The following is a 12,533-nucleotide window of genomic DNA, read 5'->3' as shown; positions in this document are numbered from 1 at the left end:
CGTTCAACCGGCACAGGACGACAACATAAGGAGTTGGTCTCATGAGCGCCTTTGAACCCCAAATCGTGGCCTTTTGTTGTTCCAATTGCGCGTCTTCGGCGGCGCAGATATCGGAAAAGATGGCCCTCAGCCTGCCGCCCAATGTGAAGGTGATTCAGCTGCCCTGCACGGGCCGCTTGGACAGCCTCCATCTTCTCAAGGCCCTGGAAGCCGGTGCCGACGGCGTCTATGTGGCCGGGTGCCAGCCGGACAGCTGCCAATACAAGCACGGCGTGGAGAAGGCGGAAAAGAAGGTCCAATACGTGCAGAACCTCCTCTCCAACGTGGGCCTGGAGCCCGAGCGGGTGGCCCTCTATCATATGATGGCCGGCAAGGGCCAACTTTTCGTGGAAGCGGCCCAGGAGATGGTGGAAAAGATCAAGGAACTGGGACCGAACCCGGCCAAGTAGAACATCAAAAAGAAGGTCATCAAAAGGAAAGGGCGCCCTCTTTCGAGGGCGCCCTTTTTTGTCGCTTGGTGGGCTGTCAGTCCTTGATGTTGTGATGCACTTTGCAGCCTCGCACCGTGTTCTTCATGAGCATGGTGATGGTCATGGGGCCAACACCGCCGGGAACGGGCGTGATGGCGCTGGCCACTTCCTTGGCTTCATCGAAGGCCACATCGCCCTTGAGGATCCGTTTGCCGTCCGCCGTGCGGCCCACTTCGTTGACGCCCACGTCGATGACCACCGCCCCCGGCTTGATCCAGTCGCCTTTGACGTATTCGGTGACACCGGCGGCCACGATCAGGATGTCCGCCCGCTTGGTATGGAACTGCACGTCCTTGGTGCGGGTGTGACACACGGTCACCGTGGCGTTGGCCCCGGGGCCCTTCTGCATCATCATGACGGCGATGGGTTTCCCCACGATGTTGGACCGCCCGACCACCACCACTTCGGCACCGGAGGTTTCCGTGCCGGAGCGGATGAGCAGTTCCTGGATGCCCGCCGGGGTGCAGGGCAGGTAGTCGGGCTGGCCGATCATGAGCTTGCCCACGTTGAAGGGATGGAACGCATCCACGTCCTTGCTGGGATCAATGGCGTAGAGAACCTTGTTTTCATCAATGTGCTTGGGCAGCGGCAGCTGGATGAGGATGCCGTCGATCTTGGGATCCTTGTTGTACTTGTCGATGAGGGCCAGCAGAGCTTCTTCCGAAATATCGGCGGGCTGATCGTCCTGAACCGAGTAGAAGCCCAGCTCGTGGGCGGCCTTCTGCTTGGCCCGCACATAGCTCTGGGAAGCCGGATTTTCCCCCACCAGGATCGTCACCAGGCCGGGTACGACACCGTACTTTTCCTTGATATGCTGGACCTCTTCCTTCAGTTCCGCGCGAATCTCCTTGGCCACCTCGGCCCCTTTGATGAGCTTTGCCGACATCTTCTTCTCCTTTCAAACCAAAAAAACGGCGGGGACGCATCCCCGCCGCTCCCGTTTTTTGGACGTCCTTAGAACAAACCCATCACCTTGCCGGTCTTCACATCCACGTCGATGCGGCGGAAGGCCGGGTTGGAGGAAGTACCGGGCATGAGGCTGATGGTGCCGGCCATGGGGCAGAGGAACTTGGCGCCCGAGTAGATCAACACATCGCGGATCGGCAGCACCCAGCCCTTGGGCACGCCCTTCAGGGACGGGTCGTGGCTCAAGCTCAGGTGGGTCTTCACCATCATGGTGGCGAAGTCTTGGTACTTGGGATCGGATTCCAGCATCTTGGCCTTGGCTTCGGCCTCCGGAGTCCAAGCCACACCGTCGGCGCCGTACACTTCCTTGGCAATCATTTCCACGCGGTCACGCAGCTTCATTTCCAGCGGATAGAGGAACTTGAATTCGCTTTGCTCGTTGCACGCATCGATGACCGCATCGGCCAGCTCCAGGGCGCCCTCGCCGCCCTTGAGCCAGTGCTCGGACAGGGCGCAGCGGGCTCCGGCCGCCTCGGCCGCCTTGCGCACCGCTTCGATTTCGTCCTTGGTGTCGGTGTGGAAGGCGTTGATGCACACCACGGGGTTCATGCCCGACTTGCGGATCACGTTGATCATGTGGAGCATGTTGGGAATGCCCTTTTCCACCAGCTCCACGTTTTCCTTGGTGTACTCTTCGGGCAACGGCAGACCCGCCACCACCTTGGGGCCGCCGCCGTGCATCTTGAGGGCGCGGATGGTGGTGGTGAGCACCGAGACATGGGGCTTGAGGCCGCTGTAGCGGCACTTGACGTTCCAGAACTTCTCGAAGCCGATATCCGCCGCAAAGCCCGATTCCGTCACGTGGTAGTCGAAGAGCTTCAGGCCCACGCGGTCGCCGATGATGGACGACTGGCCCACGGCAATGTTGGCGAACGGGCCGGCATGGACCATACAGGGCTGGTACTCGGCCGTTGAGCACAGGGTGGGGTTGATGGATTCCACCATGAAGGCCGTCATGGCGCCGGCCACTTCCAGGTCGCCGGTGGTCACGGGATTGCCGCGCTTGTCGAAGGCCACCGTGATGTTGGCCATGCGCTCGCGCATGTCAGCCAGGTCCCTCACGATGGAGAGAATGGCCATGATCTCGGAGCTCACCGCGATGCCGAACCGGGACTGCATGGTGTAGCCGTCGTAACGGCCGCCGAGGCCGATGACGATGTTGCGAAGAGCCTGGGCACAGAAGTCGATGATCCAGCCCATCTCCACGCGGGTGGGATCGATGTCCAGACGGCGCATCTTGGTCAGGCGCTCCAGTTGCTCGTCCGTGTAGTTGCGCTCATGTTGCATGCGCGCCGTCAGGGCCACCATGGCCAGGTTGTGGGCGTTCATGATGTTGTTGATGTCGCCCGTGAGGCCCATGGAGAATTCGGTCATGGGAATAAGCAGAGCGTTGCCGCCGCCGGCCGCCGTTCCCTTGATGTTCATGGTGGGTCCGCCCGAAGGCTGGCGCAAACAGCCGCCCACGTTCACACCGCGCTTGCCCAAGCCTTCCATGAGGCCCAAGGAGGTGGTGGACTTTCCTTCACCCAGCGGCGTGGGGGTGATGGCGGTCACCTCGATATACTTGCCGTCGGGCTTGTCCTTGAGGCGTTCCATGATCTTCATGAAGTTGAGCCGGCAAAGGCGCCCCACCGGGATCACTTCATCCTTTTCCAGACCCAGGCGATCCCGCCAGTCATCGGGCGTGGGCATGTTCTTTTCGGCTTCTTCCGAAATCTGCCAGTCGGCCATTTTGGTCGGATCGTACGGCATGTTTTCCTCCTAACTATGCGGCTTTGAAAGTTACGGTTGGGGGAAAAGGAACCGGTTTCTATTCTGATCTCCCCGGCCCTTTTCGACTCACTCCCTCCTGCACAGATCCACGACAGGCCCCCTACCCGGCGGGACGCGGACCCGAATGGACTCGCTTGACCGCTTGTGAAAAAAGTGTGGAGACGGGCACCGGAGTTGTCCGTCGGCGGGCACACTCCGATCAAGATATATTTTTCACATTCAGCGGAAACCTACTTGAGCTTTCCTTCGTTGTCAAGCGGAAAAGGTCATTGGAAATTGGCTGCTTAAGGTCAATTGTGCTTTCCCTTGTAAAGGGCACAACCCCTCGAAGGGGTGTTGAAAGGAAAGGCGCCGATGTTCAAAACGCGTCGAAGGATGTGGAAAACGGTCGGGATGCATCGCATTTTACTCGGTTTCGTGGAAGGACGGATGGAAAGATGTTCAGTCGCCAGCCTTTTAATATCAAGGTGTTGGCAATGGTTTTGACAATTTGACAGGCCTTGATTACGATGACGAACCCTTATGCAGAAAAGAAAAAGACCAACAACCATCACGACCTTCCCGCACTCGGGAGTGACACGATGAAATGGGAGATCGAACGGGACGCCCTCTTGACAGCTCTTACCAAGGTGGCCGGCATCACGGACAAGAAAAGCACCATGCAGGTTCTGAGCCACGTGCTTTTGGAAGCGGATGAGGACCAGCAACTGCACCTTTCGGCCACCGACCTGGACATCAGCCTGAAGACACAGGTGGACGCCCAGGTGAGCATACCGGGAAGAACCACGGTATCAGCGCGGAAATTCCTGGACTTGGTGAAGGAACTGCGCCAGGAAACCATCCAATGCGAGCTCACCGACAACGACCGTCTCACGGTGGTGGGAGGGCGTACCCAGTATAAGCTGGCGACGATCCGAGCGGAAGATTTTCCCCATTTTACGGTTTCCGTGGCCCGCCAGAGCTTTGATGTGGAAGCGGGGGTCTTGCGCCGGGCCCTTTCCCGGACGATCTACACGGTTCCCATGGACGAAGATCCCCTGAGCATTCCGGGACTCTACTGGCACCCCGTGGGCGAGGAGCTGCTTCGCATGGTGGGCTCGGACGGTCATCGCCTGGCCTACGACCAGATTCCCTTTCCGGCCGCCCGGTTTATTGGGGATGAAGCGGGGATCACCATACCGAGGAAGGGTGTTCAGGAGATTTTGCGGCTGCTGGAAAAATCCCATGAGATCTCCTTGGGTCTCCACGAGAATCGCCTTTTTGCGCAAACCCCCAATACGCATCTTTCCATCCAGCTTCTGGAGGAGGAATTCCCCCAGTATGATCTCATCATACCCGATGCCGAATCGGGGCACCTGGAAATGGACCGGGAAATCCTCATCGGGGCGCTCAAGCGCATGGCCGTGGTCACGGACCAAAGCTGGGTTTTCGTCCGCATGACGGTGAGCGACCGCCTGCTGGTGTTGGAAGCCGGAAACCCCGAGCTGGGAACGGCCCAGGAGGAACTTCCCGTGGACTACTTGGGGGACGGATTCAGCGTGGCCTACAACATCCGCTACGTGATCGAAGCGCTGCAGAACATGCAGTCGGAAAGGGTTCGGTTCCAATGGCTGGATGAGTACCATGGGGGCATGTTCCTGGAGCCCGACAATCCGGACCATCTGGCTTTGGTGATGCCGATGATGGTGTGAGGAGTGCTTTTAAGTTTTTAAAATAACAGACTAAAAACCTTCCATCCCCTCCACTTTTCCATTGATTCCCTCCCCTAAAAGGGGTATATAAAACTGTTTGGCATGCTTGCCGTGGTGGGCCTTCGCGCCCGCCACGGCTTTCGTGCATCGCCCGCTCGGGCCATTTGCCCGAAGGCTTTGAAAATAACGAGGATTGAGGATCTTTTATGGAAAAAACCGATCATCTGGTCACTCCCAAGAATCCCGATGACTACACCGCCGAGCGCATCACCGTTCTGGAAGGGCTGACGGCGGTCCGGAAACGCCCGTCCATGTACATCGGCAATGTGGCTGTCGAAGGCCTGCATCACCTGGTCTACGAGGTGGTGGACAACAGCATCGACGAGGCCCTGGCCGGCTACTGCGATCATATCCAGATCACGATCCATCTGGACGGCAGCGTGACCGTGGAGGACAACGGGCGCGGCATTCCGGTGGACATCCACGAAAAGGAAGGCATTCCGGCGGTGGAAGTGGTCATGACCCGTCTCCATGCCGGGGGCAAGTTCGACAATTCCGCCTACAAGGTTTCCGGTGGTCTACACGGTGTGGGGGTTTCGGTGGTCAACGCCCTCAGCGAGTTCCTGGAGGTGGAGATTCGTCGGGACGGCAAGATCTACCGCCAGCGCTACGAGCGGGGGGTGACCCGCACCCCCTTGGAACAGACGGGGGAGACGCGGCGTCGGGGCACCCGGGTGACCTTCAAGCCCGATCCGCTCATCTTTTCGGATACCAATCTCAGTTTCGACATCCTGGCCCAGCGCATGCGGGAGTTGGCGTTCCTCAACAAGGGGGTGCGCATCGATCTGGTGGATGAGCGGACTTCCAAGGAGAAGAGCTTCTTCTACGAAGGAGGGCTCATCCAGTTCGTGGAGCACCTCAATCAGAACAAGGAACCGCTCCATCCCGAGGTGATCTATATCGCCGGTGACCGCCAGGACGTATCCATCGAAGTGGCCCTGCAATACAACCGGACCTACAAAGAAAAGATCTTCACCTTCGCCAACAACATCAACACCAAGGAAGGCGGATCCCACCTGGCCGGGTTCAAGGCGGGGCTCACCCGGAGTATCAAGCAATATGCCGTCCAGAATAAGGTGGCCAAGACGGATCTGGACCGCATGACCGGCGACGATGTGCGCGAAGGGCTGACCGCCGTGGTCAGCGTGAAGATCCCCCAGCCCCAGTTCGAAGGGCAGACCAAGACCAAGCTGGGCAACAGCGAAGTCAAGGGGTTGGTGGAAAACCTGGTCTATGAAAAGCTCAGCTCCTTTTTCGAGGAAAATCCCAAGGTCATTCGAGCGATCTTGGACAAGGTGCTGGAAGCCATGCGGGCGCGGGAGGCGGCCCGCAAGGCTCGGGAACTCACGCGTCGCAAGGGGGTTCTGAGCGATCACAGCCTCCCGGGCAAGCTGGCGGACTGCCAGGAGCGGGATCCGGAAAAGAGCGAAATCTTCATCGTGGAGGGCGATTCGGCCGGCGGTTCGGCCAAGCAGGGACGGGACCGGCGATTTCAGGCGGTGCTGCCGCTGCGGGGAAAGATCCTCAACGTGGAAAAGGCCCGTTTCGACAAGATGCTGGAAAACCAGGAAATCCGCACCATGATTTCCGCCCTGGGCACCGGCATCGGCCAGGAGGAATTCAGCCCCGAGAAGCTTCGCTACCACAAGATCATCATCATGACCGACGCCGACGTGGACGGGGCCCACATCCGGACGCTTCTCCTCACCTTCTTTTTCCGCATGATGCCGGATCTCATCGAGCGGGGGCATCTCTATATCGCCCAACCTCCGCTCTACCGGGTGGCCGTGGGAAAGAAGGAGCAGTACCTGAAGGACGAATCGGACCTGGACGTCTTTTTGATCTCCCGGGCCGTGGAAAAGCACCAGGTTTTCCTGGGCGACAGCCCGCAGCCCGTGGAACCCCGGGAGCTGGTGCGGCTCATGAAATCCTACGGACGTTTCCAGGATTGGCTGGAGCGGTTGTCCCGCAAAGGCATCCGCAAGGGGCTCCTCAGCACACTCACCGGCATTCTGCGATCCCTGGACCTGGCGCCGGAAGATCAGCACAGCATGGAGCGTCTCAAGGACACGCTGGAAAAAGCCGGCTATGCTGTGGCCCGCATGGAAATGGAAGAGGAGCAGCGCGGCTACGACTTGGAAATCTGGCAGCCCACCAACGGCCAGGAGCGCTTCCGATTGCGCTACGATTTCCTGCGTTCCGTGGAATTCCAAAGGCTCCTGGAGCTGTCCCGGCAATTGGTGGCCCTGGATCAGCGGCCCTACCGGGTGGTCAACTCCTCCGGGGAGTTTTCCGTCGACGATCCCGAAGCCCTCTTCCAGTACCTGAAGGACGAGGCCTACAAGGGCCTGACGGTTCAGCGCTACAAAGGTCTCGGCGAAATGAATCCGGAGCAGCTGTGGGAAACCACCATGAACCCGGAGACGCGCACCCTGCTGCAGGTGCGCATCGAAGACGAATACCTGGCCGATGAGCTGTTCACGACGCTCATGGGGGATCGTGTGGAGCCGCGTCGGGAATTCATCCAGCACAACGCCTTGGATTTCCGCGAACTGGACATTTAAGGGTTAAGGATTACGCCTCACGCCTCACGGCTTACGCCTGACGACGAACCAGCGACGGACGACAACGATGACGCAACCGACCATCAACATCGAAGACGAAATCAAGCTTTCGTACCTGGACTATGCCATGAGCGTGATCATCGGGCGGGCCCTTCCCGATGTGCGCGACGGCCTGAAGCCCGTGCACCGGCGCGTGCTCTACGCCATGTACGAGCTCAAAAACGACTATAACAAACCCTACAAGAAATCGGCCCGCATCGTGGGCGATGTGATCGGTAAGTACCATCCCCACGGGGACGCGGCCGTCTACGACACCATCGTGCGGATGGCCCAGGATTTCTCCATGCGCTATCCCCTGGTGGACGGCCAGGGCAACTTCGGTTCCGTGGACGGGGATCCCCCGGCTGCCATGCGTTACACGGAAATCCGCATGGCGCGCATGGCCCACGAGTTCCTGCAGGATATCGAAAAGAACACGGTGGAATTCACCCCCAACTACGACAACTCCCTGCAGGAGCCCGTCGTCTTGCCCACCCGGGTGCCCAACCTGCTGCTGAACGGCGCTTCGGGGATCGCCGTGGGCATGGCCACCAACATTCCTCCCCACAACATCACGGAGCTGTGCCGGGGACTGCAGGCCCTTTTGAAGGATCCGGAACTGACCAGTCTGGATCTCATGAAGACCATCCCCGGCCCCGATTTTCCCACGGGCGGGTTCATTGTGGGCACGGACGGCATCCGGGAAGCTTATGAGACGGGCCGCGGCCTCGTGCGCATGCGGGCTCGGGTGGAACTGGAGGAAGTCGGAAAGCGCCGCCAGCTGGTGGTGACCGAGCTTCCCTACCAGGTGAACAAGGCCAAGCTCCAGGAGCGGATCGCGGAGCTGGTCAAGGAAAAACGCATCACCGGCATCCAGGACATCCGGGACGAGTCCAGCCGGGAAGGGATGCGCATCGTATTGGTCCTGAAGACCGGTGAAAACCCCCAGGTCGTGGAGAATCAGCTCTACAAGTTCACTGCCCTGGAGTCCACCTTTGGGGTGATCCTGTTGGCGGTGGTGGACAACCGGCCCCAGCTGCTGGATCTCAAGGGGGTGCTTTCCCATTTTCTCGATTTCCGCCGGGAGGTGGTGGTCCGGAGAACCCGCTACGACCTGGAACAGGCGGAAAAGAGGGCCCACGTCCTGGAGGGCCTCAAGATCGCCCTGGACCACCTGGATGAGATCATTGGCCTCATCCGTTCGGCGCCCAACCCGCCCGTGGCCAAGCAGCGGTTGATGGAGAACTTCGGGCTGAGCGACGTTCAGGCCCAGGCCATCCTGGACATGCGGCTGCAGCGCCTGACGGGCCTGGAACGCGACAAGATCCTCAAGGAATACGAGCAGGTCCTCAAGGATATCGAGCGATTCCGACAGATCCTGGCCTCCCCGGCCCTCATCGACCAGATCATCGACGGGGAACTGGAAGAACTGGTGAACACCTACGGGGATGGGCGCCGGACGGAAATCGTCCCCGACGCCAAGGATGTGAGCCTGGAGGACCTTATCGACGAAAGGGAAGTGGTGGTGACCATTTCCCACGCGGGCTATGTGAAGCGCACCCCTGTGGACATCTACCGGAGCCAGCGCCGCGGCGGCAAGGGGCGCATGGGCATGAGCATACGCGAAGAGGACTTCGTCCGTTCCGTTTTTACCGCCTCCACCCACGACTACCTGCTGGTGTTCACATCCTTCGGCCGCCTCTACTGGCTGAAGGTTTACAACATCCCGGAAGTGGGTCCGGCGGCCAGCGGCAAGGCCATTGTGAACCTCTTGCCGCTGCTGGAGGGCGAACGGGTGGCCACGGTCATGCCGGTGCGCTCCTTCGACGAGGGCCGTTACGTGGTGATGGCCACCCGGAAGGGGATCGTGAAAAAGACGGAACTGAGCGCCTTCAGCAATCCGCGTTCGGTGGGGATCCGGGCGATCCTGATCGACGAGGGCGACGAACTCATCTCGGTCTGCATGACCGATGGGGAGCAGGATCTTTTCTTCATGAGCCGGGCGGGCAAGTGTATCCGGATCAGCGAAAAGACCGTGCGCCCCATGGGGCGTTCCACCCGCGGCGTCAAGGCCATGGAGCTTTCCGGCAGTGAACTGATCGGAATGGACACCATCGACGACGGTCGCTCCATCCTGGTGGTGACCCGCAAGGGATTCGGGAAGAGAACCGCTTCCTCGGCCTATCGGGTCCAGGGCCGCGGCGGCCAGGGGGTGATCAACGTGCGGATCACGGAAAAGAACGGGGAGGTGGTCGTCTTTCGGCAGGTCAGTGAGGACGATGAGGTCCTGCTGATCACCAACACGGGGCGCCTCATCCGTCTGGCGGTGGCGGAAATCCGGGAAATGGGTCGTTCCACCCAGGGGGTCAAGTTGATGGATCTGAACGACGACGAAGAGATCGTGGATGCAGCCGTGGTCGCTGAATCCGAGGAGGAGTAGGATTGGTGGATGGATCGCAGCGGATCGCAGTGATCGGGGCCGGCAGCTGGGGAACGGCTCTGGCCCAACTTCTGGCGGAGAAGGGCTATGGGGTGGATCTGTGGGTCTATGAACCGGAGTTGTGCGAGACCATCCGCCGGACCCGGGAAAACGACTACTACCTCAAGGGCTTTCGCCTGAGCGACAACATTGCTCCGTCCACCGATCTGGCCGGAACGGTTCGCGATCATTCCATGCTGGTCATGGTGGTGCCGTCCCATGTGTATCGCAGCGTGGCGTCCCTCATGGTCCCCCACCTGGAAAAGGGCTGCATTCTGGTGTCGGCCACCAAGGGCATCGAAAACGACACGCTGCTCACCATGTCGGGCATCTGGGAAGAGCTTCTTCCTCCGTTTTTGGAAGCCCATGTGGTCACCCTGGCGGGCCCCTCGTTTGCCAGGGAGGTTATGCAAAAGACGCCCACGGCCGTCACGGTGGCCGCCGATTCCCTGTCCACCGCCGAAAAGGTCCAGCGCATCTTCCACACCCCCACGTTTCGGGTCTACACGAGCCGGGACAAGGTGGGGGTGGAACTGGCCGGGGCGCTCAAAAACGTGATCGCCCTGGCGGCGGGCGCCTGCGACGGGCTGGGCTACGGCCACAACACCCGGGCCGCCCTCATCACCCGGGGCCTGGCGGAAATCACCCGGCTGGGAGTCAAGATGGGAGCGCATCCCATGACCTTTGCCGGATTGTCCGGAATCGGCGACCTGCTGCTCACCTGCACGGGGGATTTGAGCCGGAACCGAACCGTGGGCTATCGGTTGGGGCGGGGCGAAAAGCTGGCCGATATCCTGGCGGACATGCGCATGGTGGCCGAAGGGGTGAAGACGAGTAAATCGGTCTATCATCTGGCCCGCAAGATGGATGTGGAAATGCCCATCAGCGAGCAGATCTACAAGGTTCTTTACGAGGGCAAGGACCCTCGGCAAGCAGTGCGGGATCTCATGGAAAGGGATTTGAAGTCGGAAATGGAGTTTCCGCTGGGTGCGCAGTGAGCAACCGGTTCCGCGGGAAGCAAGGGGGGCGCCGTGTCCAAGGACACCTTGCAGGACATACGACAGCGCGTTCGGGAAAAGAAGGAAGCCTACCAGCGCTACAACTTCGAACGGCTCCAAGAGGAGGCCTTCGCCACTTTTTTTGATCTGGCCCAGGAATACACGAGCCTCGAAAACCTTTATCTCCTCTGTGTTGCGGTCCCCAAGGAATTCTTCGACCTGGAAAGTCGTCTCTATGTCTACAACCGCAAGAGCGGGCGCCTGGAGCGGGTGAGCACCAGCACCGACGGATTGATCACGAACCCGGAAGAACGGCTCCGGTTTTCCCTTCCCGTTCCCGCCGAGATCCAGGAATCCGAGGATGCGGTCCTCTTTCCCATCCGGGGCAACCGGGCCCTCACCCAATGGCTTCCCTTCAGCAGCCGCGGCGACCTGTTGGGTCTTTTCGAAGTGTTCCCCAAGGAGAAGGTGGACGACAAGGGTCGGTTTTTTCTTGAAAAACTGGCCAACCGCATCGGCTACAACCTGCACCAGAAGCTGCTGATTCAACAGAACCTGGAACATATCAAGTTCATCAACCAGCTGGTTGCCGACATCGAACACAACGTCATCTCCCCAAATCTCTATTACCGGCTCTTCATCCGGCGGCTCGAAAAATCCTTGGATAACTACAAGGAAATCCAGGAAAGGATGCGCGATCTCATCCTTTTCACCCAGACGCAGGATGAGGATCTCTGCCGGGAGCTGTGCGAGATCTACCACATGCTGTCCACGGAAAACGAGACGCTGGAAGAGGAGAGCCGGGCGCTTACCAAGCACTATGAGCACACGAGCCTTTTTCTGGAAACCTTGCTGAGGCGGGACCATTTCGAAAAGGGGACTTACGTGCTCCGCAAGCAGCCTTGTAACTTCAAGACCGAGATCATCGAACCCCTGTTGGAACGTTACCGGCCGGTCTTCGAGAAGAGGGGTATCGTGGTGGACAACCGGCTGGAGGAGATCCCCGATGAGGAGGTGATCCTCTTCGTGGACAAGGGCCTCATTTCCCAGGTCTTCGACAATCTCTTCTCCAACGCGGTCAAGTATGCCCGTGCGGTGGAAGACAGCCGGGGCCAGAAGGTCAAGCTCATTTCCTACAATCGCAAGATCCTCAAGAATCACTTCGGAGATGGGATTCACGGCGTGCGGTTCAACATCTTCACCACCGGAGAACCTCTGGATCCCGAGGAGGCGCGGCGTCTTTTCGAGGAAGGCTACAGGGCGTCCAACGTGGGCCAGGAACGGGGCACGGGCCACGGACTCCATTTCGTCAAGAATGTGGTGGAAATCCACGGCGGCCAGGTGGGATGCGAGCCCAAGAAATTCGGAAATGAATTCTACTTCATCCTTCCCCTCAAGGAAGAAACACCCCTGGAAGACCTTTCCTGATCCTT

Annotated in this window: 8 protein-coding genes; 6 read left to right on the top strand and 2 right to left on the bottom strand. The window is 59.6% G+C overall.

Translation table 11 applies throughout. From position 1 onward, the window contains the following. The first annotated feature begins 41 nt into the window (after window positions 1–41). Window positions 42–449, top strand: coding sequence for a hydrogenase iron-sulfur subunit (locus BUB04_RS06645; RefSeq protein ID WP_073038164.1), 408 nt, complete (start codon window positions 42–44; stop codon window positions 447–449). A 76-nt stretch (window positions 450–525) separates the two neighbouring features. On the opposite strand, the gene BUB04_RS06640 is transcribed toward BUB04_RS06645, so the two are convergent. Beyond that, window positions 526–1,416: a bifunctional 5,10-methylenetetrahydrofolate dehydrogenase/5,10-methenyltetrahydrofolate cyclohydrolase gene (locus BUB04_RS06640; protein ID WP_073038162.1), complete on the bottom strand. Its 891-nt coding sequence runs from the start codon at window positions 1,414–1,416 to the stop codon at window positions 526–528. A 68-nt stretch (window positions 1,417–1,484) separates the two neighbouring features. After that, window positions 1,485–3,248 (bottom strand): formate--tetrahydrofolate ligase, encoded by a 1,764-nt coding sequence (locus BUB04_RS06635; RefSeq protein WP_073038159.1) that lies wholly within the window; start codon window positions 3,246–3,248, stop codon window positions 1,485–1,487. 602 nt (window positions 3,249–3,850) lie between these two features. Here BUB04_RS06635 and dnaN point away from each other — a divergent pair. The 5 genes from dnaN to BUB04_RS06610 all read left to right on the top strand — a co-directional run bounded on the left by dnaN (window position 3,851) and on the right by BUB04_RS06610 (window position 12,528). After that, entirely contained in the window at window positions 3,851–4,960 is a 1,110-nt protein-coding gene (gene dnaN / locus BUB04_RS06630) for a DNA polymerase III subunit beta (protein ID WP_073038157.1), read from the top strand. 206 nt (window positions 4,961–5,166) lie between these two features. Continuing rightward, window positions 5,167–7,584, top strand: coding sequence for a DNA topoisomerase (ATP-hydrolyzing) subunit B (gene gyrB, locus BUB04_RS06625; RefSeq protein ID WP_073038155.1), 2,418 nt, complete (start codon window positions 5,167–5,169; stop codon window positions 7,582–7,584). A 67-nt stretch (window positions 7,585–7,651) separates the two neighbouring features. After that, window positions 7,652–10,063 (top strand): DNA gyrase subunit A, encoded by a 2,412-nt coding sequence (gene gyrA, locus BUB04_RS06620; protein ID WP_073038153.1) that lies wholly within the window; start codon window positions 7,652–7,654, stop codon window positions 10,061–10,063. 5 nt (window positions 10,064–10,068) lie between these two features. Further along, window positions 10,069–11,100, top strand: coding sequence for an NAD(P)H-dependent glycerol-3-phosphate dehydrogenase (locus BUB04_RS06615; protein WP_073038290.1), 1,032 nt, complete (start codon window positions 10,069–10,071; stop codon window positions 11,098–11,100). Window positions 11,101–11,133: 33 nt separating this feature from the next. Next, complete coding sequence (locus BUB04_RS06610; protein ID WP_073038151.1) at window positions 11,134–12,528, top strand: sensor histidine kinase; 1,395 nt, start codon at window positions 11,134–11,136, stop codon at window positions 12,526–12,528. Window positions 12,529–12,533: the final 5 nt, after the last annotated feature.

The sequence above is a fragment of the Desulfacinum infernum DSM 9756 genome, assembly GCF_900129305.1.
In the GTDB taxonomy this organism is placed as follows: Bacteria; Desulfobacterota; Syntrophobacteria; order Syntrophobacterales; family DSM-9756; genus Desulfacinum; species Desulfacinum infernum.
Note: the sequence above shows the minus strand (reverse complement) of the source record. Positions and strands in the feature narration are given on the sequence as shown.

Excerpts from the sequence above, each read along its gene's own strand:
- BUB04_RS06645 (WP_073038164.1), top strand. The coding sequence starts at position 42 with ATGAGCGCCTTTGAACCCCAAATCGTGGCCTTTTGTTGTTCCAATTGC.
- BUB04_RS06640 (WP_073038162.1), bottom strand. The coding sequence starts at position 1,416 with ATGTCGGCAAAGCTCATCAAAGGGGCCGAGGTGGCCAAGGAGATTCGC.
- BUB04_RS06635 (WP_073038159.1), bottom strand. The coding sequence starts at position 3,248 with ATGCCGTACGATCCGACCAAAATGGCCGACTGGCAGATTTCGGAAGAA.
- dnaN (WP_073038157.1), top strand. The coding sequence starts at position 3,851 with ATGAAATGGGAGATCGAACGGGACGCCCTCTTGACAGCTCTTACCAAG.
- gyrB (WP_073038155.1), top strand. The coding sequence starts at position 5,167 with ATGGAAAAAACCGATCATCTGGTCACTCCCAAGAATCCCGATGACTAC.
- gyrA (WP_073038153.1), top strand. The coding sequence starts at position 7,652 with ATGACGCAACCGACCATCAACATCGAAGACGAAATCAAGCTTTCGTAC.